We start from the raw sequence: 24,554 nt of genomic DNA on the forward strand, positions 1-24,554 counted from the left end.
TCGTGTCAAGAACGGGAGGCCTGGCCGAACAGGGGGCGACCCAGGTCGCTGAGCCAGCCCGCTGCCACACGCAGCTGGTGGGAGCGGCCCGGCAGACGTGACAGGTAGGTGAGTTGGCGGATGCGGTAGGCGGCGGACCCGGCCAGGGTCAAGCCCAGGCCGGTGAGGCTGGCCTCGCCAACACCAAGGCTGATCATCTCGCCGAGATCGCGCCAGAGAAAGGGCTCAAGCGGCTCAGCCGCGATCGATCGCAGCAGGTTGCCTGCCAGCTGATCCGCTTGCTGGAAGGCCACCTGGGCGGTGCCCGGCAGGACTTCCCCATCGGCATCCTCCACGTGGGCCAGGTCCCCGCTCACGAACACACCCGGGTGATCCCGCAGCTGCAGCTCTGGCGTGCAGAGCAGGCGGCCGCCGCCATCGATGGCCGCCGCCGGATGGATGGACGGACTGTTGGCGGTCACCCCCGCCGTCCAGATCACCCCATCGACGGCCAGTCTTTCCTCGCTGCTGCTGCCATCGGCTGCCGCTGGCAGACCCAGCTGGATGTGGTCGGCTTCCACGGCCAGGACCCTGGTAGAGGTGCGCAGCCGCACGTCCCGGCGCAGCAGGGCCGTGCGGGCCTGCTCACGGTTGAAGGATCGGGCCTTGGGCAGCAGCTCGGGGCCCTGCTCGATCAACTCCAGCAAGGCCGCTCCCTGCAGCAAATCAGCCAGCTTGCAGGCCAGTTCAACGCCGCTGGGGCCAGCGCCAACCACCGCCAGGCGCTGCAGAGGCCGCTGCCGGCCGCGAAGCTCCTGCACCAGGCCCTGTAGGTGCTCGACATCGGCCAGGGTGCGAAAGCCGATGGCGTGGTTCTCCACCCCAGGCACGCCGAAGCTGGTCGGACGGCTGCCGGTGGCGATCACCAGCTTCGAGAACTCCAGCTCCCGGCCCTGCTCGGTGCGCAGGGAGGAGGCGTGAGTATCAATCGCGCTCACCCGATCCCGCAACCAGGCCACGCCGTGGCCAGCCAGAAGGGTGTCATAGCGAGGAGCCACTTCCCAGGAGCGCAGTTCGCCTGAGAGCAGTTCGTAGAGGAGCGGCAGGAAGACGAACCGATCGTTCGGCTCGATCAGCAGGATCGGCGGGTGGTGGCGTCGTTCGGCCAGGGCCAGGGCTGTGTACAACCCAGCGAAGCCGCCACCGGCAATGACGACCGCTCCAGTAGCTCCCGCTTGCTGCTCTGGGCTGGGCTCCGTCATGCTGGCCAGACCGCGTCGTCAGGAAAGGATGGTGAACCCTAACCAGCGTCGTTGGAGGAAACGCAGAGGATGGAGGCCATGAGCAGCTTGATGGCTTCGCGGCCTCCCACCGATCGTGACGGCCCTCTGCTGAATGCCGCTGCCGCCACGGCCCTGCTCCAACCCCTCGATCCGATGGCCCGCCTCCGTTGGGGTTTGCAGACCTTCGGTGATTCCTTTGCTCTGACCACCAGCTTCGGCATTCAGTCGGCGGTCCTGCTGCACATGGTCAGCCGAATCAGTGCCGCCATCCCGGTGATCTGGGTGGACACCGGCTACTTGCCGGCGGAAACCTACCGCTATGCCGAAACCCTTTGCCAGCTGCTCAAGCTCAACCTTCAAGTGGCGCAGCCGGAGCAAAGCTCGGCTCGCATGGAGGCGCTGCATGGACGGCTCTGGGAGACCGGCCGACTCGAAGACATGGATCTCTACCTGCGGATGCGCAAGGTGGAGCCGCTGGATCGGATGTTTGAGCAGCTTCAGGTGCACGGCTGGGCCAGTGGGGTGAGGGGCAACCAGACTGACCATCGCCGCGCGATGCGCCCGTTGGACAGCGTGCGCGGCCGCTGGTCGCTGCGTCCCTTGCTGAGCTGGACCAGTCGAGACGTTTTTTATTACATGCAGGATCAGGCGCTCCCCCATCACCCCCTGTTCGAGCAGGGCTACTCCACGGTCGGTGACTGGCATTCCAGCGGCCCGGATGCTGGCAGCGATCCAGGCGAAGACGGCCAGCGCGAAGATGGCCAACGCGGCAGCCGTTTTGCAGGGCTCAGGCAGGAATGTGGCATCCACCTGCCTGGCGTGATGGGCGAGGGCATCTGAGATGGGCGTGCCGGGGCCTGCCCCACCGGCTCGCTGGCTGTTGATCGGCAACAGCCGCTGGCACTGGGCAGAGGCGGCAGCAAGCGCCACCTCCGGCTTGCGCTGCTGGCACAGCCAGGCACCGGCCAGCCTCAAGCCAAAGGAGGGCGAGCGGCTGCGCTGCTGGGCCTGTGTGGGACAGCCCGCACCCCAGCTCCAGTTACCGCTAGGGCGCCGCTTTCACCAGGCCGGCGTGCCGCTGGTCTCGATGCCGCCCTGGCTCGGCGTTGACCGGGCCTTGGCTGGATGGCAGGCCTGGCGCCGGCAGCGTGAGGGGGCGGGAGGTGCTGTGCTTGTGGCCGATGCCGGAACCTGCCTGAGCCTGACCCGGGTGGACAGCCAGGGAGGCTTCGCCGGAGGGAGATTGATGGCTGGAGTCCAACTCCAGCTGACGGCGATGGCAAGGGGGACGGCCCAGCTGCCGGCGCTCGCCTGGGCGGCACCGACGGGGGGATTGGAACCGGGCTTCGACCCCTGGCCTGCCGCCACGGCGGAGGCGATGAGCGCCGGCTGTCTCTGGGGTCTGGCGGCAGCGATCGCTCAGGCGCTGGAGGCGGCCAGGTCTGAAGGGCCGCACACGCTCTGGCTGACAGGGGGCGATGGGCCGAGCTTGGCCCCCTTACTCAAAGAGCTTGGCCTGGACTTTGAGTGGGCACCTGAGCTCTGCCTGGAAGGCCTTGTGGCGCTCAGCCCAGATTCAGATCCGTGAGGATCTGCTCAGCCATTTCCTCAGCTTTGACCTTGAGATAGACGAGCTCAAGCTTCCCTTCCGGGTCCACCACGAAGGTGTGGCGCATCATGCCCATGTATTCCCGGCCCATGAACTTCTTCAGTCCATAGCTCCCATAGGCGCTGGCCACCGGGCAGGGCTCGGGGTCACAGAGCAGGGTGAACGGCAGGGTGTACTTGGCGATGAATTTTTCGTGGCTGGCGGCGCCGTCCTTGCTGATCCCCAGCACCTTGATCCCAAGCTGTTCGTAGCGCGCCCACTGATCACGGAAGCCGCACGCCTCCTTGGTGCACCCAGGGGTGTCGTCCTTTGGGTAGAAGTAGATCACCACCCGCTGCCCCCGCAGCGAGGAAAGGCTGAGCGGTTCGCTGTTCTGGTCCATGAGGGTGAAGTCGGGAGCGGCATCGCCAATGCTCAAGGCCATGGAAAACGAAACGGTTTGTCGCGCGAGACTAGGGGCTAAGGTCTCAAACCTTCGGGATTCCTGATGGTCATTGCCGCCCGTGTGGGTCTGTTCGCTGTGCTGGGCCTGATCGGAGCAGCCGGATTGCTGGATCTGCCGCTGACACGTCCCATGACCAGCCGTGGCCGCGTGGACACAGGCGAATTCCTGGTGGAACTCAACGCGCAAGAGGCGTTGATGGATCAACGTCAGAGAGCAGCCGTACTGCTTGATCGCTTCGTAGGCGCTGAAATCACCCGTTATTTCTGGGGCGGATTCAGCGGCTACCTCGATGTGCTGGGAATTGAGAAGCCCGAGGATATGGAAGCAACCGTGACCCTCGAAGACCAGTCTGTCCAGCTCCTGCTTGGAGCCCAGGGCGGCTCCGAAACCTACGTGGCCAGGGTCGAGGCGATCGACGGTGTGCCCCGTGGCGTGGTCTGCAGGGGGGAGGGAACCCCTGGGGCTTTCCCGCTGCGAAGCTCGCGTCTGACCTGTCCCCAGGGCTGGGCGCCGCTCCCCAACATGCGACCCGCCAGTACCCCCGGCTGATCCTGATCAGTTAAATCTGTTTGTGATCTGTCAATTTATCAGGACCAAACAGCTGAGATGTTGGCAAATGCAACTCAGAAGGCTAGGTTAAAAGGTGATTCTGGCTTTTTCTGCCGTGCTTAAGCGTCTTACTGCCACCCTGCTGATGGGTGCTGCTCTCTCGACGGCGGCGCTGCCCGCTTCCGCCGCCGTCGATAACGACCTTCCCGTCCGCTGGAACACCGGTGGCGCTGTGTGGTCAACCAGCCTTGATTCCTTCGTTACCTTCATCGAGAGCGGCGAAGTCACCGACCGTGGCCTCGGTGATGGCCTGTCCCGCTCTGGCTGGACGTCCGAGGAGGTCCGCGCTGGTCTTTCCAAGACCTACAGCGTTGATGTGGTCGGCGTGACTCGCTTCCTCTACTCCGATGACGGCGTCAAGTTCCTCAAGGATCAGAGCCGGAGCTACTTCCCGTACTGGAGCATGAGCACCTATGCGGTGCAAGCCCTGCGCAGCGCCATCATCGCCGATTCTGTCGATGGTGAGCTCTCCTCCGCCGGCATCATGGCCGCCCTGCCCACCGATTTCCGCCTCGCCGACACCTGCGGCACCTACGACGGCAAGCAGAACATCTGCGCCGAAGGCAAATGCGAAGGCGAAGCCCAGTGCACCTCGCTGCTGTCCTGGTATGTCTTCCTGCCCGCCTGCATCCAGGCCAACCAGATGACTGACCCTGTGGCTCAAGTCAGGATGACCCCGGCTCCGGCTCCTGCCCCCATGCCCTTCACCCCCGCGCCCATCCGCGGCCTCTGGTGATCGAGGCACGGCCTTTCTGGCCGATTCCGATTGTGCTCAGCCCCGGGATTCCGGGGCTTTTTTGATGGTCGCCTGCGCCCCCTTACCACGTTGGGCTGTCAGCAGCGTGTGAGCAAGGCGCTGCGGCAGTTGGGCCTGCAGGGCTGCTGTGAAACCGGCACGAATCTCTGAGATGGCGGTCTCTGAGATGTGCTGGCGCAAGGCCTGGCCATGGCTGCTTGCCGCCCCGAACCAGCGTTCCAGCAGGGATTCACTGAGGCGGATCTGCAGGGATTCCTGCCAACAATCGTTATTGAGGCTCCAGCCTGACCCCTCCAGCAGGGCGCCGATCGCCTCTGGCGTCAACGAGGCCTCCGCCAGCCAGTGCCGCTCCAGGGGCAGGCAGGTTTCAAGCCTTTGGCGTAGCGAACGTGCGGGGGAGCCCTTACCCTCCCCCGCAAGCCAAGCCAGCAGAGCTTCGGCTGGCCCGATCAGCGGCGCGCTGAACAGCAGGCGGATCTCAGCCTTCTCAGCGCTCAGGGCCGTGATGGTCTGGACCCAGCGGCGAAGTGAATCCGGCGGCGCGCCCTGAAAGGGTTGCCGCGCCGCCACCCACTCGAAGCGTTGGCCCGGCTCCAGCAAGGCAGCGAGTTGTTCAGGTTGATCGGGCGCTATCTCCAGAAGCTGCGGTTGGCGAAGCGGTTCGAGCATCTGCACCTGGCCCTCCAGCCGCTGCCGCTCCGAGGCCTCGGCCACGGTGATCACCAGGCCCCCTTCAGGGGTGGCGCCGAGGGGGGCGAGGGCCCAGAGCAGGGAACGGGCTTCCAGCACCAGAACCCTGTCGTGGCGTTGCCAGCTGGCCCCCTGCCAGAACCGCTGCCGGAGACGATCGAGACGCTCCCCTTCAGCGACGGCCTGGCGTTGCAGCCAGCGCCGCAGCAGGGGGTCGGCCTCGCTGCTGCTGACGATCTCGATCTGCTCGGCGCTGCTTTCGGCTTCTGCGGCCAGTTGGGCGGCGCGCCGTAGCCGCAGCCTGGCCCCGATGGCCCCTTCCCAGCCCAGGGAGCCGGGCTGCCAGAACACTTGCCCTTGCAAGGGCGCCGGCAGGTAGGTCTGGGCGACCCAGTGCTCGCTGTAGGCATGGGGGTAGCGGTAGCCCTGGCCATCACCGAAGGCCTGGCCATCGCGATTGGCGTCGCGCAGGTGGGAGGGAACGGCCTGCTTGCTGGCGGCACGAACAGTTTGGATGGCATCGAAAAAGCCCAGCACGCTGTTGCTTTTCTCGGCACCAGCGAGATAGAGGGCCGCCTGGGCGAGGGGGTAGAGCCCCTCCGGCAGCCCCACCCGCTCGAAGGCCGCGGCACAGGCTTCGACCACCACGATCGCCTGGGGATCGGCCAGGCCCACGTCTTCTCCTGCTGCGATCAACATCCGGCGAAAAATGAAGCGTGGATTCTCACCGGCCTCCACCATCCGGGCCAGCCAGAACAGGGCCGCGTCGCTGTCGGAGCCCCTCAGCGACTTGATGAAGGCGCTGATCGTGTCGAAGTGGGCATCCCCCTGCTTGTCGTAGAGAACCGCGCGCTGCTGGATCGACTCCTCGGCGATGCTCAGATCGATGCGGATCAGCCCGTCGGCGCCTGGTTCGGTGGTCTCAACCGCCAACTCCAGGGCATTGAGCAGGCTGCGGGCATCGCCACTGGCCACATCCAGCAGGTGGGCGGCGGCGGCTGGCTCCAGGGCCACCGGACGATCGCCGTACCCCCGCTCCGGATCAGCCAGGGCCCTCTCCAGCAACTGCCCCAGTTCATCCGCCTCCAGGGGCTGCAGCCGGAACAGGCGCGAGCGACTCACCAACGCCTTGTTCACCTCGAAGCAGGGGTTTTCGGTGGTGGCGCCGATCAGGGTGACCGTGCCGTTCTCCACCCAGGGCAGCAGGGCGTCCTGCTGGGCGCTGTTGAAGCGATGCACCTCGTCGATGAACAGAAAGCTGCGCAGGCCATGGCGACCGAGCCGCTCGCGCGCGGCCTCCACCTCGGCCCGCAACTCCTTGACGCCGGCCAGCACCGCATTGAGGCTGGCGAAGTGGGCGCGGGTGCTGCCGGCGATGATCCGGGCCAATGTGGTTTTGCCCACTCCGGGCGGCCCGTGCAGGATCAGATTGCCCACCCGGTCGGCGGCGATGGCGCGGCGCAACAGCCTGCCGGGGCCGAGGATTGCGTCCTGGCCCACGAACTCCTCGATTGTGCGTGGTCGCATCCGATCGGCCAGGGGCGCGATCGCCTGCAAGCGGCGCTGCGCTTCGAACGCGAACAGATCGCTCACAACGGTTTGGTCCGTCTGGATCGCGGCAAGGTCAGGTCGATGGGTGACAATCCTGCTAGTCGTACTCGTCGCAACAGATCGTTGCCCGAGTCAAGCAGAATCTGCCCAACTTTCTCCGACCGCGTGATTCATTCCCGTCGTTCCATCTCCTCGGGAACCAGCGCTGTCCTGGCAGCCGGGCTGTTGGCGCTCAGCGGCTGCGCCAGTCCGCCGCCGGAGGCGGTGCGCCAGGTGGAGGTGTCCACCCAGCCGGTGGCGCTGGGCCGCTTCAGCAACGACGTCGACACGATCAGCACCCTTGAAGCGATCGAGGAGGTGCAGCTGGCGGCCCAGGCCCCAGGCCGGATTGAGCGCCTGCTGGTCCGTCAGGGTGATCAGGTCCAGCAGGGGCAGTTGCTGCTGGTGCTCGATCAGGCCCAGGTGCGTGCCGATGTGGCGAGCTTGATCGCTGAGCGCGACAAGGACAAGCTCAACTACGAGCGCTTTGAATTCCTCGCCAGCCAAGGGGCTGCCAGCGCCCTGCAGCGCGACGAGTTGAAGGCCCAATATCTGCAGTCACGGGAAGCCGTGGCGGCCCGCGAGGCCGACCTGGCCTTCAGCAACCTGCGCGCCCCGATCAGCGGCGTGATCAGCGACCTCCAGGTGAAACAGGGCGATGTGATCGCCGCCGGCGCGGCCTTCACCAAGGTGGTGCGCAACGACCGACTGATGGCCCGCATCGATGTGCCCGGTATTTTTACCAATCGGGTCCGCCCCGGCCTGCCGGTGCTGTTGCAGGAACCTCAGGGAGGCACGGCGGTGGCTACCGGGGTGGTCAGCTCGGTGGATCCGGCCGTCACCCCAGGGACCCAGACCTTGTTGCTCAAGGCAGAGTTTCCTAACCCAACGGGCGCCCTGCGCACCGGCCTGAGGCTGCGCACCCGGCTGGTGCTGGCCGCCGGCGAGCTGCCTTCGGTGCCGTTCGCTGCTGTCACCCAGTCGTCGGGACAGAGCTTCGTGTTCTCCGTCGGCAGTTTGCAGGATCTTGAGCGCAACCCAGGCAAGGTGAATCTTGAGCCCCTGCGCGCCTTACCGGCCGGCTCCAAGTTCGCCTTGCAGATTCCAGTACAGCTCGGCGATCTGCAGAACAACCGCTATCCGGTGCTTCAAGGGGTTGGCCTCAGCGATCCGGTAATCACCACCAACCTGCTCACCCTCCGCCACGGCACGCCCGTGACGGTGAAATAGGGAGCCGCCCGGATGTCTGCTTCCGATAATTTCATCACCCGGCCGGTGCTGACCACCGTCTGCAGCCTGCTGATCGTGATCGGTGGCCTGATCGCGATCCCCCTGCTGCCGATCGAGAACCTGCCCGACATCGCCCCCCCGACGGTGACGGTGAACTCCCGTTACAACGGCGCCGACGCGGTGTCGGTGGAGGAAGGTGTCACCAATGTGCTGGAGCAGCAGATCAACGGGGTGGAGAACATGGACTTCATCACCTCCTCCAGCGCCGCCGATGGCAGCAGCGCGATCACCGTGTCGTTCGCTAGCGGCACCGACGGGGACATCAACCAGGTGAACGTGCAGAACCGGGTGGCACTGGCCCAGCCCCAGTTGCCCGAGGAGGTGCGCCAATCCGGGGTGGTGGTCAACAAGGCCTCCAACTCGATTCTGCTGGTGTACAACTTCGGCAGCGACGATGCCAATAATCCATTCAGCACGGAATTCATCAGTGGCCTGCTCGATCAGAACCTCACGGATCGGATCAAACGGGTCAAGGGTGTGGGCAACACTGCCTATGTCGGCAACCGCCAACTCGCCTTCCGGCTCTGGCTCGATCCCGATCGTCTGGCGGCCAACCAGCTGACCTCCTCCGATGTGGTGAACGCCCTGCGCAGCCAGAGCCGCCTGGTGCCAGCTGGTCAGGTGGGGGGAGAGCCCGCTCCTGAGGGTCAGCAGTTCACCTTCACGGTGCAGCTTCAGGGTCGGTTGCGCAGCACGACGGAATTTACCGATCTGGTCCTGCGCACCGGTGAAGACGGCGGCCTGGTGCGCCTCAGGGATGTGGGCCGGGTGGAGCTGGGCGCCGAGACCTACGACGCCAACGCCACCGATCTCCAGGGCGTTCCCTCCGTCGGCCTACTGGTCTACCAGTTGAGCGGCAGCAATGCCCTCGAGGTGTCGCGGGGCGTGGAGGAGGTGCTCGACGAGTTCAGCCGCAGCATGCCGCCCGGCATGAAGGTCGAGAAGATCTACGACACCACGGACTTCATCAATGCCTCCATCCAGGGGGTGACCAGTTCCCTGCGCGATGCCGTGGTGCTGGTGGTGCTGATCCTGTTTCTGTTCCTGCAGAACTGGAAGGCCACCCTGGTGCCTGGCATCGCCATCCCCGTGGCCCTGGTGGGCACCTTCCTGTTCGTGAAGGCGGCCGGCTTCTCCCTAAACCAGCTCACCCTGTTCGGTCTGGTGCTGGCGACAGGCCTGGTGGTGGATGACGCGATCACCGTGATCGAAGACACCTCCACCAAGAAGGCCCAGGGGATGACCGCCCTGGAGGCCGCCATGAGCACCATGAACGAATTGTTCGGGGCGGTGATCGCCACATCGCTGGTGCTGTTTGCCGTGTTCCTGCCGGTGCTCTTCTTTCCCGGCGCCACCGGCACGATCTACCAGCAGTTCGCCGCCACGATCATCTTCTCGGTGGCCATTTCCACCTTCAACGCCCTCACCTTCTCGCCGATGCTCTCGGCCCTGTTGCTCGCGCGTGAAAGCGAACCACCGAGCCGGCGCACCTATGCCATCGCGGGCACCACGATCGGCTTCGTCTATGGCCTGCTGGTTAGTGGTGGCGGTGCCCTTGTGGTGCTCGGGGTGCTGGTGGCGGGCCTGCTGCTCGGCTACCTGCTGGGCCTGATCACCCGTCTGCCCCTGCGGCTGCCCGTCACCGTGGCAGCGGCGGTGCTGGGGCTGGTGCTCGGCGGGGTGTCCAGTCCGCTAGCGGTGGGGATCTTCAGCCTGATCGGTCTGCTGCTGGGGGCTTTCCTGGGGCCGATTTTCAGCGGCTTCAACCGCTTCTATGCCTCCGGGGAAGGTTGGTATCAGCGCAGCCTGGCCTGGGTGCTCGCCCACCGGCTGCTGATCATGGGCGTGTTGGTGGGGGGAATCGTTCTCACGGGGGTGGCCTTTACATCGATCCCTTCGGGCTTCGTGCCCATCGAGGACCAGGGCTACGCGATCGGCTTTGTGCAGGCTCCCGACGGCGGCTCCGAGCAGAACACCCGCAAGATCAATGCCCAGGTGGCTGAGATCATCCGCACCGAACCGGAGATCTCCACCTCCGTGATCATCAGTGGCTTCAGCCTCGATGGCAACGCCCCCAACCGTGGCCTGTTCTTCTTTGGGACCAAGAACTGGGATGAGCGCCCTAATCCCGATCAGTTCATGGAGAAGATCGTGGAGCGGCTGAACCGCAAGCTCTCGGTGATCAACGGGGCCCGGATCTTCGTGGTGGAACCGCCGGCGATCCCCGGTTACGGAACCTCCGGGGGCTTCGAGTTCCAGATGCTGGATCAGAGCTCCGGTGCCCTGAGCCTGCCTGAGTTCTTCGCCAATACCAACCAGCTGATCGCCAAGGCGATCCCCACCGGAGTGTTCAGCCGCGTCTTCACCCAGTTCACGCCCGAGTCCCCCCAGCTGAAGGTGGAGGTCAACCGGGAGCAACTGGCCGCCCTCGATGTCGACTTCGGCCAGGCGATGCAGACCTTCAGCTTCTACTTCGGTGGTGCCTACATCAACGACACCTTCCAGGAGGGCAAGATCCGTCGGGTCTACGTGCAGTCGGATGCGGCCTTCCGGGCCACGCCCCAGCAACTGAAGTCCCTGTTCGTGAGCAACCGCAGCGGCGAACCTGTGCCGCTGTCAGAGGTGTTCACGGTGGAACCCACCACCGGCCCGGCGGTGATTCCCCATTTCAACCTGTTCCGCTCGATCAAGATCGACGGGTCAGCGGCGCCGGGCCGCAGCTCCGGTGAAGCGATCAAGGGCATGATCGACACCTTCAACCAGCTCGACACCAACGGCCTCGGCTTCGACTGGACCGGCTTGTCGCGTGAAGAGGTGAAGGCCGGCGCCCTGGCGGTGGTGATCTTCGCGTTCGGCATCCTGGTGGTGTACTTGGTGCTCGCCGCCCAGTACGAGAGCTACATCGACCCCTTGATCATCCTGATGACAGTCCCCACCGCGATGCTCGGGGCTCTGGCTTTCCTGGCGCTGCGCGGCGAGGTGCTCAACATCTACGCCCAGGTGGGCCTGGTGATGCTGATCGGCCTGGCCGCTAAGAACGGGATCCTGATCGTCGATCTGGCCAACCAGCGCATGGCCGAGGGGGCCACCCCCTATCAGGCAGCCAAGGAGGCGGCTGAATCGCGGCTGCGGCCGATCCTGATGACAGCCATCTCTTCCCTGTTCGGCTTCCTGCCCCTGGTGCTCGCCAGCGGGGCGGGTGCCCGCAGCCAGGCGTCCCTGGGCACCGTGGTGTTCGGCGGTCTGATGGTGGCCACCGTGCTATCCCTTTTTGTGGTGCCGGTGTTCTACGTGGTGGTCAAACAGCTGGGGTCGTCCGGCAAGGACCAGGCACCTCCCCCGGTCGTGGCCTCGCCCTCCCCCTGATGGCTCCCCCCCCATACCCCTCAACGGCCGCCGCATCGTGCTGACGGGCCTTGTCGGGGCCCTCCTTGGCCTGTTGGTTAGTGTCTTCCTGCAGTCGATTGTGGCCAACACCCCTGTCACGGTCAGCTCCTATGCCCAGTTCTGGTTCCGGTTGCTGCTGGGAGCCTTCGCCTGCCTGGCCGCGATGGCGATCGAAACCGTGCGCCAGCTTCAGGTCAGCAATCCGGATCCTGCCTATCACCAATCCCCTGGCCGTTGGGGCCGCCCCCGCAATCGCCCCTGAGGGGTGAGCACCTGGTTGGAGCGAGTTTTGCCCGTCCATCTGTGGCTAACACCCACTGGCCGCCAAAGTGATCACAGCTAGTCTGAAGGCCGTGTTGAGGTCAGGGCTTTGCGGTCTTGGTTCGATGGTTTCACTACGTTCCCTTCGGATCCCCAGACGGCACGACCTTTGATTGATCCTCCCCATCAGTGGAACCGTTCTGATCGCCAAGTCAAAGGCCACGAGGCCCCGATCAGGCTCGCTTTCTTGCCCCTCCAACGCTGCGCCCCCCTGGCACTGCTCCCTCTGCTGATGGTAGTGGGCTGCGGCACTCAGGCCACAGCCCCACCCTTGCTCTCGGTCCAGTCTGCCCAGCTCGGAGAGCAAATGTTCACCCCCAGCATCCGCGTGGTGAGCAAGCTTGAGTCGGTGACGGATGTGGTGCTCAAGCCCGAAACGGATGGTCGCGTGGTGCGGATCCTTGCCCAGCAGGGTCAGCGCGTAGAGCAGAACCAACCCGTTCTTGTCCTCGACAACGTGCAGCCGACGGCCCAGCTGGACGCCAGCCGTGCCGAGGCGCGCAAAGATCAGATCAATGCAGAGCGTTACATCTTTTTGAATGATCAGGGAGCTGTTTCCACCAAGGAGAGGGATTTCTATATCACCCAGGCGCTTGAATCCAGGGATCAGGCAAAAGCGGACGCCGCCACCTTGGATTACACCGTCGTCAGGGCGCCGATTGCCGGTGTGCTTGGTGATCTCAGCAGTGTCAAACTCGGTGACTTTGTGCAGAAGGGTCAGGCCATCACCGGTGTGGTTGAGAACGGCTCCCTCTGGAGTCAGATGGATGTGCCAGCCACCCAACAGGGGAAAGTCAAGATTGGTCAGAAGGTCTTGCTGACCTCCCAGGGCTCGCCAGCGGTGACAGGCGAGGGTCGGGTGGTGTTCATCTCGCCCTTTTTCAGTCGGACGGGCAGCTCCGCTTCACCGAATTCTCTGCTGGTGAAGGCGGAGTTCGCCAATCCGACCGGCCAGCTCAAGAGTGGCCTAGTGGTGAAAAATGAAATCATCACCAGCCAGAGTCAACAGCTGGCTGTTCCGGTCCAAGCGGTGACGATGCAGGCCTCCCAGCCCTTCGTTTATCGGATCGTGCCCCTGTCGGAGATCCTGCCAAAGATCAAAGCATCGCAGCAGGTTCCTGAGGCTCAGAAAGAAAAACTCACGAAGTTGGCGGCCGAGAACCCAAGCCAGCCCACCGTGATCCAGGTGGCTGTGACGCTTGGCCCCCTTCAGGGAAATTCCTATCCCCTGATCAGTGGCCTGCCCAGCGGAGCTCGCGTGGTGGTGAGTAATACCGCGCTTCTGCGCAGCGGCATGCCTGTGAAGGAGATGCCGTTGGGCAGCAAGGTGGAGAGCTGAACAGGGATGTCACTCTCCGATAATTTCATCAAGCGGCCCGTTCTAACAACGGTCTGCAGCATTTTGATCGTATTGATGGGGCTGATCAGTATTCCTGCCCTCTCCATTGAAAATCTTCCGAACATCTCGCCGCCGTTAATTCAGGTGGTCGCCAACTATGGCGGAGCGAACTCCCTGGTCACCGAGCAATCGGTGACGAACCCGATTGAACAGCAGATCAGTGGAGTGCCGGGAGCCTCGTATATCTCCTCATTCAGCACGATGCAGGGGAATAGCACGATCAATGTTTATTTCGACGAAGGAACTGATATCAACATTGACCAAGTCAATGTTCAGAACCGGGTTTCTCTGGCCATGCCCCAGTTGCCCCAGCAGGTCCAGGCCACGGGTGTGTCCGTCAAGCAATCCACCCCTTCCATCCTGTTGGCTTACCAGGTGGGCTCCAGCGATGGCCAGTTTGATGCTCCCTATCTCAATGGCCTGATCTACGCCAGCCTTTACTACCAATTGGGGCGGGTGCCCGGTGTGGCCAATGTGAATCTGCTTGGCGGGAGTAATCCCGCCTTCTGGCTGTTCATCGATGCCAACAAGGTCACCGCCAATGGCCTCACGGCCAACGATGTGGTGAGTGCGGTGCAGAGCCAGAACACGGTCGCCATTGGTGGCCTCGTGGGTGGACCACCGGCCGGCGGCGACCAGGCCTATGCCTATCCGTTGTTGGTGAAGAACAACGGAAACCTCGTTTCAATTGAAGAACTCAATGATCTGATCATTGGACGCACGATGGCCGGTAATTTGCTGCGCCTCCGCGACGTCGGCAGTGCGACCTACGGCTTCAACACCTTCAGCCAGACAGCCGTCGATAAGCTTGGCCGCCCTGCCATCACAGTGGCCATCTTCCAGACCCCAGAGAGCAATGCCCTTGATGTTTCCGAGGGGGTGGTGAAGGTGATCAATGAATTTGCTGCCAATGTGCCGCCTGGTGTCACAGTTGAGCAGATTTATAACATTGGGCAGTTCATCGAATCTGCTGTGGAAGGGGTGGTGGATGCCCTTGGCCTGGCGATCCTGCTGGTGCTGCTGATTCTTTTCCTGTTCCTTCAAGATTGGCGCGCCACGGTGGTGCCGAGCCTGGCCATTCCGATCTCGTTGATTGGCACCTTTGCCTTTGTGAATGTCTTTGGCTTCTCGATCAACCAGCTCACCCTGTTGGGGGTTGTTCTAGCCACAGGCCTGGTCGTTGATGACGCCATCGTGGTGATTGAGGCGGTGTCGATCAACCTGGAGAAAGGGATGAAGCCTCGCCAGGCGGCAACAGCCGCGATGGGCGAGCTGATTGGTGCACTGGTAGCCACCGCCCTGGTGTTGATGGCTGTGTTTGTGCCGGTGGCCTTCTACCCCGGTGGGATCGGCATCATCTACAAACAATTTGCCCTCACGATCGCCTTCTCGATCGCGATCTCCGCTTTCAATGCGCTCACCTTCTCGCCCATGCTCTCTGGATTAATCCTGCGCGGTGGTAAGCCCCAGCCTCCGAAGGGTCCGATCTGGATGGCGCTCGGGGTGATCGTCGGCCTTGCCTTTGGTCGCTTCAATGGGGTGGGGGGCTGGACTTACATCCTCGGCGTGGTGGTTGGGGTGATCGCCGGAGCCAACCTGCTCAGAATCTTCCGTGTCTTCAATCGCTTCTTTGACCGCCTTCAGGCCAGTTACGCCAATCTCATTTCCGGCTTGATCCTTAGGCGCAAACTGATCCTCATGGGCCTTGTTGCTGGGATTGTGCTGACGGTGCTGGCCTTCGCCAACATGCCCACGGCCTTCATCCCAAACGAGGACCAGGGCTATGGCGTTGGCTTCTTCCAGTTGCAGAACGGTGCTTCCCTCAGCCAAACGGAAGCCACCTCGCTTGAAATTTCCAAGCTGATCAATGAGGAGGAGGACATCACCCAGGCCTCCATCATCAGTGGCTATGGGTTCAATGGATCAAGCCCTGATCAAGGCGTATTTTTCTTTGGCCTCAAACCCCTGGAGGAGCGCGGTGCCGCCGATCAATCGGCAGAGGCCATTGTGAAAAGGCTGAACGAGAAAATGGCCACGATCAGCAGTGGTTTCGTGCGTGCTGGCTTGCCACCAGCCATTCCTGGTTTCTCCTCCCAAGGTGGATTCTATTTTCAGTTCAATGACCTCAGCAATGGTGGCTTCAGCTTCGTGGAGTTGGCTGACCAAGCCGCCAAGCTGGAGGCGGCCTCCAATGCCACCGGTGATTTCACCTCGGTTTACACCCAGTTCATCCCCAGTGCCCCGGCCTTCATGCTGAGCATGGATCGTGATGTGATGGGTGCCCTGGACATCGACTTTGCCACTGCGATGGACACCATCGGCATCCTGGCTGGCAGCAACTTTGCAAGCCTGACCTATGAAGATGGGCAGGTTCGCAACATCTATGTTCAGGCCGAAGCCTCCAACCGCAGCACGATTCAAGATGTGGAGGGGTACTACGTTCGCTCCAACGACGGCAAGCTCGTTCCTGTTTCTGAATTTGCAGAGGTTTCACTCTCGAGTGCGCCGCCAGTGATCAGCCACTACAACTTGTACCGAACGGTTCTGGTGCAGGGATCTGAGGCTATCGGCAAGAGCTCCGGTACGGCGCTCGCGTCGATTCAACAGGTGTTCGACTCGCTCAACTTCAACAACATCGGCTATGCCTTTACGGGCCTGGCTGCTCTGCAGCTTTCGGCGGGTTCGGCCAGTGTGCTGGTGTTTGGTTTCGGCATCCTGGTGGTTTATCTGGTGCTCTCAGCCCAATACGAGAGCTACGTCACCCCGGTGATCATCCTGATGACCGTGCCGCTGGCGATGCTTGGGGCGCTGGCCTTTCTGGCCATGCGCTCGATCGATCTCAACATCTATGCCCAGGTTGGCCTGGTCACCTTGATCGGCCTGGCCGCCAAGAACGGCATCCTGATTGTGGAGGTGGCGGAGCAACATCTCAAAGCCGGCATGACGGCAAGCCAGGCTGCGATTGCTTCGGCTGAATCCCGCCTTCGCCCCATCCTGATGACCGCCATCGCGGCACTGGCCGGCTTCTTCCCGCTGGTGGTGGCCCATTCAGCAGGCGCCCAGAGTCAGCAATCGCTGGGCACGGTGATCTTCGGTGGCCTGCTGGTGGCCACAGTGCTTTCGCTTGGTGTGGTGCCCCCCTTCTACGTGGCGATCAAGGAGTTGGAAGAGCGACTCTTCTCTGGCTCAGCGGGCCGCACGGAGCCGGGCTGATCAGGTGATCACTGTGGGCTGGTCCATACCGGTACGGCTGCGGATCTCGGCGAGCTGGTCGGCGGCGCTGATCAGATCAGCGAGTGCTTGCTGGGGATCCTGATCGAGGTTGCCGCCGGCGCCCACGTAGCGCTCCAGGTAGAGGCGCAGGGTGGCTCCCTGGGTGCCGGTGCCGGAGAGGCGGAACACCACCCGGCTGCCGTCTTCGAGCAGCAGGCGCAGGCCCTGGCCGCTGGTGAGCGAGCCATCCACCGGATCGGTATAACTGAAGTCGTCGGCGGTGGTGATGTTGCGGCCGGCGAAGCTGGCCCCCACCAGGGAGGGCAGCATTCCCTTCAGGCGGTCGTAGAGGCCCTGGGCCTTGTCGCTGGCGATGGCTTCGTAGTCATGGCGTGAGTAGTAGTGGCGGCCGAAGCGGTTCCAATGCTCGGCCATCAGCTCAGCCACCGAACAGCGGCGCACCGCCAGGATCTGCAGCCAGAACAGCACGGCCCAGAGGCCATCTTTTTCGCGGATATGGTCGCTGCCGGTGCCGAAGCTCTCCTCGCCGCAGAGGCTGATGCGGCCGGCATCAAGCAGGTTGCCGAAGAACTTCCAGCCCGTGGGGGTGACATAACAAGGAATGCCCAGCTCCTTGGCCACCACATCCACAGCGGCGCTCGTGGGCATCGAGCGCGCCACCCCCGCCAGGCCGCCGGAATAGCCCGGCGCCAGATGGGCATTGGCGGTGAGTACTGCCAGGCTGTCGCTGGGGTTCACGAAACAACGCTGGCCAAGAACCATGTTGCGATCGCCATCGCCGTCGCAGGCGGCCCCGAAGCGGTAGGCGTCGCCATGGAGCAACAGCTCGGCCAGTTCATGGGCATAGGTGAGGTTGGGATCGGGGTGACCACCGCCAAAATCTTCCAGGGGCGTGCCGTTACGCACCGTGCCGGCGGCTGCTCCCAGCAGCCCCTCCAGCAGGCGGCTGGCGTAAGGACCGGTGACGGCATGCATCGCATCGAAGGCGATTGGGAAGTCGCCTCGAAGCAGTTCTGCGATCGCGCCGAAATCGAACAGGCCCTGCAGCAGGGTGATGTAGTCGTCGACCCCGTCGATCACGTCGATGGACAGGTTTCCCAGGATGTAGTTCCCTGGCGCCTCCAGCGAAGGCGTTTGGGCGTCAATGATTCGGTAGCCCTTCAGTTGGGTGGTGGCGCTGTAAATGGCATCGGTGATCGATTCGGGCGCCGGCCCTCCGTTGGCCGCGTTCACCTTGACGCCGAAATCACCCTCGGGTCCGCCGGGGTTGTGGCTGGCCGAGAGGATGATTCCGCCGATGGCCTGGTGCTTGCGGATCAGGTGCGAGGCAGCGGGAGTGGAGAGGATGCCGCCGGTGGTGATGATCAAGCGGCTGATGCCGTGAGCTGCGGCCATGCGCGTGATCACGTCGATGGCGTGGCGGTTGCCGTAACGGCCGTCGCCGCCGAGGATCAAGGTGCCGCCAACCACTCCAGGTAACACCTGGAAGATCGCCTCGATGAAGCTTTCGAGGTAATGGGGTTGTTGGAAGTCGCGGCTGCTTTTGCGCAGGCCTGAAGTTCCGGGCTTCTGATCGCTGAAGGGCACGGCCAAGGGAACCTGGCGAATATCCAAAGCGTTGCCCGCCGCTGCAGCAGCGGTGGACTGGGAGGCACTGCTGGTCATACGGGCCGAAATCGATTTCAAAGGCTAACCCTGGTGGTTGCATGGCCAGGGCCGACTAAATAGACTCGGTGTTCTCGAACCTGCAGAGGCTGGAGCGTTGCGTTCATCTCTCCCATCGCTCGTCTGGCGGTCGCTCCTCCCTGGCGTCCTCTTTGTCGCCACGGCGGCATCGGCTGGGCCTGCACCCTTGGCTGAATCCGTCAAAACCACCCGGGCGGCAGCTGTGGCCATCCTGGCTAAATCGGGCAATGAACATTGCCTGCGCGGCAAGCTCACCAATGCCCTGCTTGGCCTGTCATCGAGCTGCGAGGCGGAAGGCCAGCGCTCGGCCCTGTGCAGCTTCAGCGATCGGGTGGTCGTCACCACGGGATGGAGCGTCACCTTCATGGAGAACACCGCCAAAGAGCTCCTGGCCCTCACCAGTGGCCCCTGAAACAAGTTTTTACCGTCGTCCACTCAGATTGGCCATGGAGATTGAGCATTCCGGCTCCAAACCACTAACGCCTGAGCAGCAGGCCATCGTCGCTCAATACAAGGAGAGGGTTGCGCGCAAGGCCGCCCAAGGAGGGCTCACCGCCTCAGATGTGACCCAACTGGTCAAGGAATTGCGGGACCATCCCGAGTTCAGCCTCGAACTGCTTCAGGCCGTTCGAGAGGAGGCCAAACGGCTGCTCCCTCCTGGCGGGCGCATCAATTTCGACTGGGACTGACTCCGAACCCCGAGGCGCCACCACTACCCAGGCCGCTTGGTCCGGGCCCCTGAGGAGTTGGCGCGGCGGGTTTGGGATCACTGCGCGCCTGACAACGGCTGAATAGCCGTTCCCCTGCCTGGTCGATGGCATCACGGCGTTGGAAGCTGTTTTCAGGCCCGGTCTGGGCTTTTTGGAGCACGTCCCAGACGCTGTCCTTGCAGAACGACGACAGCAACGGGTGATCCATCAGCGGATCGGCCAGAGCCCTGGCACGGCTGCACTCGGCCGCTGTGTTCTCACGGGCGCAGCCGAAGGTGGCCAGTTGCACCTGGCGCAACTCGCTGTTGGTGGGGTAGGTGGGGCGCTGGCGGGCTGTTGCCGAAGCGGTCCCGCCGAGAGCGACGACCAGGCTTGTGCCAGCGGCAACCAGGGCGGGAGCGAGAAGGCGGATCCTGGCCATCAACCTGAACGCACGGAAGCTCCATCATCGCCGAGCTTCAGACGATCAGTTGAACGGGGCTAGAGCCCAGGCGCAACGGTTGCTGCCGACCCACCCAGGAGCGTTTCAAGCTCGGGCCGATCCATGGGCTCAGCCAGGCGATTGTCTGCCGAACCAGCCCCGAGCGGCGGAGCAGATCGCCCTGCCTGGCCTCATTCCGCTGCAGCGCCTGGGCCTGGCGGATCTCCGCTTCCCGCTCCGCCTGAATGGACTCCAGGGCCGCATCAATCGCGGCCGGCTCCGCTCCTTCCCGCCAGACCGGCACCAGCCAATTGGCCGCCACGATCGCGTCACGCAAGGCCATGTTGATGCCTTGGGCGCGAATCGGACTCATCGGATGGGCCGCGTCGCCCAGCAGCAGCAAGCCTGGCCGATGCCAGTGCGGGGCGCTGCCCACCCGCACCGAAAGCCGTTGCGGAAGTGAGAGCGCGCCGGCCTGGGCAAGGAAGTGGTTCGCCAGCCAGGCTGGAGAGAGCGCGGCAAAGGCTTCGGCCCATTCGCGGCCGCTGCGTTCGATCCGCTCACCGGCCGCGATCAGCCAGCCGAGCTGGAGCTCGCCGTCCTTGGCGCCATGGAACACGCTGAAGCCGCCGCTGGCTCCGAGCTGGACAATGAACAGGTTGTCGGCCACGAAGCGCGGGTGGGCCGGTAGCCGAAACCAGAGGATGTCGATCGGGCTCCGCTCCTGATCGAGGCGCAGGCCTGCTTTGGTGCGCAATCGGGAGGCCCTGCCATCGGCGGCGATCACCAGGCTGGCGGCTTGCACCTCCCCGCCCGCCAGGCGCACTCCGCGTACCCGGTCTGCATCGATCACCAGACCCTCGGCGGTCTGGCCAGGTCGCCAGCGGAAGCCGGCACAGGCCCTGGCCCTGGAGATCAACGCTTCGAGCAGGGCTGTCTGGGGCACCAGCAAGCAGGGCCGCTGGGCCCCCATCGGCTCATCGACACGGAACAAGTCGCGGCCATTGACTCGAAAGCCCCAGCCACTCAGCGGGCGGCTGGGCAGGGAGGCCAGCAAGGCGGGCGAAGCGATCTGATCGAGGGCATCGAGCCCGCAGGGCATCAGGCCCTCGCCACGGAACACCCGCTCCAGGTCATTCACGGCGTCAAGCAGGGTGACCGGCAGGCCACGCTCTGCCAGCACCAAAGCCAGGGAAGCGCCGGCAGGGCCAGCGCCAACGATCACCACAGGATCTGTCACCACAGGATCTGTCAAAACACCCTCACCTTCAAGCCACCCCCGAGGGAACGGCCCCCATCAAGTGGCTGCCACGGGGCGATGCGGCAGCACGCTCGGTTCCGCTGCCGCAGGTTCGGTGCCTGCGCTCCAGCTTCCGCTGCATCCGCGCGGTGATCCCAAGCTCGGCGCCCTGCCACATCCGGTCCATTTCCCTGGTGAAGTGGGCCGCCAAAACCGGGGAGTGAACGACCAGCAGCGCTTCATCGTTGGCGTGGGCCGCCGCCGGACTCCAGTTGAACGAGCCGGTGATCACCGTCTTGCCATCGATCACGGCGAATTTGTGGTGCATCTTGTCGCCGCGGGCCAGTTTTGGTGTTCCCACCCCCTGCAGCGGTCGTGTCCATGGGGTGTTGTCAGTTTCGATCTTGCAGCGATGGTCGGGCAGGGCGACGCCGAGCAGGTCGAGCACCTCCGAGAAAGAGCGGCTGGCGAATCCCGGATCGGCCAGCAGACGGATCGCCATCCCCTGGTGATTGAGAAGGGCCAGCTGGTCGGCCAGACCCTGGGCCGAGAACACGAACAGGGCCATGTCCACGTGGCTGGTGGCCTGGGCCAGGCGTTGCTCCAGAAAAGCCAGGCCGTTCTCTGGATCGCGGCGGCGGTGGGGGGAAAACAGGACCTCCACCGCGGTGTTGCCCACCGATGCGGATTGCACGCCTCCTTGCTCCTTGCTGATGCCGAATCGGCTATCAGCCTCGCCTCCGGGGCCGTCCCCCCACATCCGCTGGAATTCGGCGTCGAACAACGCCGCCAGCGCAGGGCTGTCGATCCGCAGCAGGTGATTCACGTTGCCGCGGGTGCGGCTGGCTCCGGCATCACCGTGGGTGCCGGAAGCGGTGAAGTTGGCTGATCCGGTGACCAGCCAGCGGCCATCGGCGATCAGAAACTTGTGGTGCATCAGGCCGCTGCCGGCACTGCCATCGGCTGTGTCGTCGATCAGGGGGATCCCGCCCCGCTGCAGGATGGCCACCGCATCACCTTGTTCCAGTTCGGCGCTGCTGAGGGCACCGTCGCGATCGCGATCGGCCAGGGCCATCAGCCCGGAATGGCGCAAGCGCTGATGGGGGCTCAGATCGTGGAGGTGCTGATGGCTCCAGGGAACGCTGTAGGTGTTTTCAAGCACGACCTTCACCGCGATGCCGGCCCGATGTCTGGCGACGAGAGCCTCGGCCACCCGGGGCAAGGCAAGATCTTGAACGGCGACCAGGATTTCCCGATCGGCCCGCTGAATCGTCTCCAGCAGCAAGCTTTCGAGGTCATCACCGTTGCGGGAGCGTCCATCGATCGGGCTTGTGTAATGCCGATCGCTGCGGTGATTGAAGGCCACCTCGATTCCGGCGGGCAGCGGCAGGTCAGCCGGACCCTGACCGACGATCCGGGCGGTGGCACCACAGCCCCCCAGAGCCAGGGCCAGGGCCAACAGACCGGGCCCTGGCAGCCAGGATGCGGAGAATCGACTGGGGGTCCACCAAGAGGAACGCTTCAACGCTGCTGAACGACAGGCTCTCCTCAAGGTTCCCCGTTGATTGAGCCTTGGACCTCAGCTGTGATGCTCGCCGGGCATTTCGGCGGTGCGGAGCATCAGCACGAACCACACACAGCTGGCCGCGACGGTAAGGCCAACACCTGCTCCGACACTGACCCGCACCATCAAAATCGGAACCAGAATCGGCAGAATCAGGGCCCCTGCCAGTGGGGTGAAGGCGACGAATGTGCGGTTCAACTCAGAACCACTCGGCGATGGCCTGGCTGGAGGGGTTGCTGTTGTCCTCCGGAGTGGATCGACCGAACTGCAGGGTGATGCTGCGCTTCTGCTCACCGTCGGCGGCGATGGCCTCGATCGGATAGAGCTGCTGGCCGTCGCGGAACGGCACCTGGATGCGGAAGGTGCCTTCGGGGGAGAGGGGCACATCCTCATTGCCGATCGAAAGCTTGGCGGAGGGATCGGTCGAGCCGTAAACAATCAGTTCGGCGTCGGCCACCAGCCAGAAGGAGCGTTGGCGGGAGGCCACACCACCGGCCCCCGATTCGTTCCGCCCACTGGCCCATACACCGATTCCTGAATCGCTCAGGCCATGGCGAGGGGACGGGCCGTAGAGATCCCCGCGCTCATGGAAGGCTTCAGAGCCCCGTCCGAAACGTGGGCCGGCCTTGCTGCTGCTGCCGGTGGAGGAGGGCAGGGTGGCTTTCTTGTAGAGCCGCTCATGCAGATCGCTGTAGGCCGTTTCGACAGGGGCGGAGAAGGGGGTGGTGCTGCTGCTGGTGGGAGATTCCAGCGAGAAAGGAACGAACTGATCAAGGATCTGCTCGCTGGGATGCAGGGCGGGAACCCGGGCCGATGCGGAGAAGCCCAGCGAAATCCAGCCCCCACCCACCTTGCGATAGCCCATCTCAACGCGGTAATCCCGATCACTCATCGGAACAGGGAGGTACCACTCGGTGGCATGGCTGTCGACAGGCACCTCCTGCAGGGTGTGGGTGTGGGTGGCGCCGCCGGAAAGGCCGGTGACGTCGGCGACCCGCAGACAAAGCTGGCTGGCTCCTGAGGACAGCGCCTGGCGACGATCACCGTCGGCGATCTCCCAGAATACGTAGGCCCACTGGGGATCCCTGGGCAGGAACACCACCTTGGTCTGGGCACCGGGTCGGGGTGCGGGGGAGAAGTCTGCTTCCAGTTCGGCCAGGCTGGCAGAGACTGCAGAACCCTCGGAAGCCTCAGGAGGGTCGCCGGTCTGCATGGCGCTGATCTCCTCTGTGAGCTCGTTTTTAGGCTTACGACTGTATTGACCGACACCAAGGCCACTGGCGACCTGGCGAAGTTGCCTCAGGGTCATTCTCGCCAGCGATGTCAGGGCCTGAGTCACTGTCGCTAGTTCTCTGACTTCCTCCTCACTCTGCTGGAGAAGGTCGGTGCAAAACCGCCGGAGGCATGGTGCGTCAGCAACCACTGACGCCTAGGCCGGTGTGCCAGGACACAAAAAACGGCGGTGATGAACCGCCGTGAAGCCAGTGATGAACTGGCTCAAGGAGCAATGAGCGTCAGCGCCCGATGCTGCGGTAGGGGACCTTGGAGAGGTAATCCATGCCGGCATTGCCGGAGGCCGCCGCGCCGGTGCGCAGGGCCGGCAGGCTGCGAACCCAGGGCAGGTAATCCTCGGGGAAGCCACCACGGCGTTGCTTGGCCCGTGCGGGCAGGCTGCGGACCGTTCCTGTGTAGATGACCTGGGGGAAGCCCAGGACTCCACGGTGGTACGCGTCGTAGCGCGGCGTGGTGATATTGAAGGGGGTTTCGCCCACCTCGCGGGACCCGACCACACGGTTGCGGTGGTAGGGAACCGTGTCGTAGCCAAAGTTCTCGAGGTATTCCTGGCTGCTCAGGATCTGGTCGACGGCGCCGGCGACGCCCTTGGTCATGATCACGGCGGACCAGGCGATCTCCTCGGCTTTGCCGTACACCTGCCGGCCCAGCAGCTTCTCAACCAGGTGGCGGGCCACCCTGTAGTTGCTGTTGAGGTTGTAAAAACTGCGCGTGAAGGTGTCGGATAGGCAGAGGGCCCGGATGAAGTCACGCACGGTGATCTGGCCGTCACGCAGCTGCGACTCCAGGATCGTGTCGCGATCCACCTTGAAGGCGTGGAAGAAGATCTGGCGGTAGGCCGTCTCGATCACGAAGTTCTGGGCTTCCCGGTCGATGGCTTTGTCGATCGAGACCGTTTTGGGGTCTTCGTCGGAGCCGATGCGCAAGGACTTGACCCGCGAGTTCTGGGTCGTCGGTGCGTAGGTCAGAAGCGGGATAGCCACACGTGCGTCGTCAACCGTCGCTGCCGATCGTAGAAGGGGGCCTCGGGCAACCTCGCGGCGCCAG

General features: G+C 63.9%; 21 protein-coding genes. 11 read left to right on the top strand and 10 right to left on the bottom strand.

Annotation, left to right across the window (positions count from 1 at the left end; translation table 11 throughout):
* Window positions 1-5: 5 nt before the first annotated feature.
* The gene (locus tag ACXMDM_RS06255) at window positions 6-1,241 is read right to left on the bottom strand and encodes an NAD(P)/FAD-dependent oxidoreductase (protein ID WP_071801037.1); all 1,236 of its coding nucleotides are present in this window, start codon (window positions 1,239-1,241) and stop codon (window positions 6-8) included.
* Between the two features lie 78 nt (window positions 1,242-1,319).
* Between ACXMDM_RS06255 and ACXMDM_RS06260 the strand changes: the two genes are divergently transcribed.
* Together ACXMDM_RS06260 and ACXMDM_RS06265 are read left to right on the top strand one after the other, a co-directional pair.
* The gene (locus tag ACXMDM_RS06260; RefSeq protein WP_071802173.1) at window positions 1,320-2,102 is read left to right on the top strand and encodes a phosphoadenylyl-sulfate reductase; all 783 of its coding nucleotides are present in this window, start codon (window positions 1,320-1,322) and stop codon (window positions 2,100-2,102) included.
* Window position 2,103: 1 nt separating this feature from the next.
* Window positions 2,104-2,850 (top strand): type III pantothenate kinase, encoded by a 747-nt coding sequence (locus ACXMDM_RS06265; RefSeq protein ID WP_071801038.1) that lies wholly within the window; start codon window positions 2,104-2,106, stop codon window positions 2,848-2,850.
* On the opposite strand, the gene bcp is transcribed toward ACXMDM_RS06265, so the two are convergent.
* Complete coding sequence (gene bcp, locus ACXMDM_RS06270; RefSeq protein ID WP_071801039.1) at window positions 2,828-3,295, bottom strand: thioredoxin-dependent thiol peroxidase; 468 nt, start codon at window positions 3,293-3,295, stop codon at window positions 2,828-2,830. The two genes, ACXMDM_RS06265 and bcp, sit on opposite strands and share 23 nt — an antisense overlap.
* A 63-nt stretch (window positions 3,296-3,358) precedes the next feature.
* On the opposite strand from bcp, the gene ACXMDM_RS06275 reads away from it, so the two are divergent.
* Both ACXMDM_RS06275 and ACXMDM_RS06280 read left to right on the top strand, forming a co-directional pair.
* Window positions 3,359-3,865, top strand: a complete 507-nt coding sequence (locus tag ACXMDM_RS06275; RefSeq protein ID WP_071801040.1) for a hypothetical protein — start codon at window positions 3,359-3,361, stop codon at window positions 3,863-3,865.
* A 115-nt stretch (window positions 3,866-3,980) separates the two neighbouring features.
* Window positions 3,981-4,661 carry an alpha/beta hydrolase gene (locus tag ACXMDM_RS06280; protein WP_370454132.1) on the top strand — a complete coding sequence of 227 codons (681 nt, stop codon included), beginning with the start codon at window positions 3,981-3,983 and terminating at the stop codon, window positions 4,659-4,661.
* Window positions 4,662-4,697: 36 nt separating this feature from the next.
* Here the strand turns inward: ACXMDM_RS06280 and ACXMDM_RS06285 are convergent, their stop codons facing one another.
* The gene (locus ACXMDM_RS06285) at window positions 4,698-6,965 is read right to left on the bottom strand and encodes an AAA family ATPase (RefSeq protein WP_071801042.1); all 2,268 of its coding nucleotides are present in this window, start codon (window positions 6,963-6,965) and stop codon (window positions 4,698-4,700) included.
* A 123-nt stretch (window positions 6,966-7,088) separates the two neighbouring features.
* Here ACXMDM_RS06285 and ACXMDM_RS06290 point away from each other — a divergent pair, with 123 nt between their 5' ends.
* The 5 genes from ACXMDM_RS06290 (at window position 7,089) to ACXMDM_RS06310 (ending at window position 16,572) form a co-directional block, all read left to right on the top strand.
* Window positions 7,089-8,192: an efflux RND transporter periplasmic adaptor subunit gene (locus ACXMDM_RS06290; protein ID WP_233830619.1), complete on the top strand. Its 1,104-nt coding sequence runs from the start codon at window positions 7,089-7,091 to the stop codon at window positions 8,190-8,192.
* Window positions 8,193-8,204: 12 nt separating this feature from the next.
* Complete coding sequence (locus tag ACXMDM_RS06295) at window positions 8,205-11,618, top strand: efflux RND transporter permease subunit (RefSeq protein WP_145536912.1); 3,414 nt, start codon at window positions 8,205-8,207, stop codon at window positions 11,616-11,618.
* 37 nt (window positions 11,619-11,655) lie between these two features.
* Window positions 11,656-11,901 (top strand): hypothetical protein, encoded by a 246-nt coding sequence (locus ACXMDM_RS06300; protein WP_499570286.1) that lies wholly within the window; start codon window positions 11,656-11,658, stop codon window positions 11,899-11,901.
* Between the two features lie 246 nt (window positions 11,902-12,147).
* Complete coding sequence (locus tag ACXMDM_RS06305) at window positions 12,148-13,299, top strand: efflux RND transporter periplasmic adaptor subunit (RefSeq protein ID WP_311134192.1); 1,152 nt, start codon at window positions 12,148-12,150, stop codon at window positions 13,297-13,299.
* Window positions 13,300-13,305: 6 nt separating this feature from the next.
* Window positions 13,306-16,572, top strand: coding sequence for an efflux RND transporter permease subunit (locus tag ACXMDM_RS06310; RefSeq protein WP_071801045.1), 3,267 nt, complete (start codon window positions 13,306-13,308; stop codon window positions 16,570-16,572).
* On the opposite strand, the gene ACXMDM_RS06315 is transcribed toward ACXMDM_RS06310, so the two are convergent.
* A complete protein-coding gene (locus ACXMDM_RS06315; RefSeq protein ID WP_071801046.1) occupies window positions 16,573-18,258 on the bottom strand; it encodes an alpha-D-glucose phosphate-specific phosphoglucomutase in 1,686 nt (561 codons plus the stop codon).
* Between the two features lie 187 nt (window positions 18,259-18,445).
* Here ACXMDM_RS06315 and ACXMDM_RS06320 point away from each other — a divergent pair, with 187 nt between their 5' ends.
* Together ACXMDM_RS06320 and ACXMDM_RS06325 are read left to right on the top strand one after the other, a co-directional pair.
* Window positions 18,446-18,691 carry a hypothetical protein gene (locus ACXMDM_RS06320; protein WP_120352779.1) on the top strand — a complete coding sequence of 82 codons (246 nt, stop codon included), beginning with the start codon at window positions 18,446-18,448 and terminating at the stop codon, window positions 18,689-18,691.
* A 34-nt stretch (window positions 18,692-18,725) separates the two neighbouring features.
* Complete coding sequence (locus ACXMDM_RS06325; protein WP_071801048.1) at window positions 18,726-18,968, top strand: hypothetical protein; 243 nt, start codon at window positions 18,726-18,728, stop codon at window positions 18,966-18,968.
* On the opposite strand, the gene ACXMDM_RS06330 is transcribed toward ACXMDM_RS06325, so the two are convergent.
* The 6 genes from ACXMDM_RS06330 to ACXMDM_RS06355 form a co-directional block, all read right to left on the bottom strand.
* On the bottom strand, window positions 18,949-19,410 hold the full coding sequence (locus ACXMDM_RS06330) for a hypothetical protein (RefSeq protein WP_120352780.1): 462 nt from the start codon (window positions 19,408-19,410) through the stop codon (window positions 18,949-18,951). The genes ACXMDM_RS06325 and ACXMDM_RS06330 overlap by 20 nt on opposite strands.
* A 37-nt stretch (window positions 19,411-19,447) precedes the next feature.
* The gene (locus ACXMDM_RS06335) at window positions 19,448-20,650 is read right to left on the bottom strand and encodes an FAD-dependent monooxygenase (protein WP_205526861.1); all 1,203 of its coding nucleotides are present in this window, start codon (window positions 20,648-20,650) and stop codon (window positions 19,448-19,450) included.
* A gap of 28 nt (window positions 20,651-20,678) precedes the next feature.
* A complete protein-coding gene (locus tag ACXMDM_RS06340) occupies window positions 20,679-22,175 on the bottom strand; it encodes a phospholipase D-like domain-containing protein (RefSeq protein WP_370454133.1) in 1,497 nt (498 codons plus the stop codon).
* 54 nt (window positions 22,176-22,229) lie between these two features.
* Window positions 22,230-22,412 carry a DUF8677 family protein gene (locus tag ACXMDM_RS06345; protein WP_071801049.1) on the bottom strand — a complete coding sequence of 61 codons (183 nt, stop codon included), beginning with the start codon at window positions 22,410-22,412 and terminating at the stop codon, window positions 22,230-22,232.
* A 1-nt stretch (window position 22,413) separates the two neighbouring features.
* Complete coding sequence (locus tag ACXMDM_RS06350; RefSeq protein ID WP_259722757.1) at window positions 22,414-23,523, bottom strand: DUF4912 domain-containing protein; 1,110 nt, start codon at window positions 23,521-23,523, stop codon at window positions 22,414-22,416.
* 205 nt (window positions 23,524-23,728) lie between these two features.
* Entirely contained in the window at window positions 23,729-24,490 is a 762-nt protein-coding gene (locus ACXMDM_RS06355; protein ID WP_071801051.1) for a phycobilisome rod-core linker polypeptide, read from the bottom strand.
* Window positions 24,491-24,554 lie beyond the last annotated feature (64 nt).

The organism is Synechococcus sp. CS-603 (assembly GCF_977929215.1).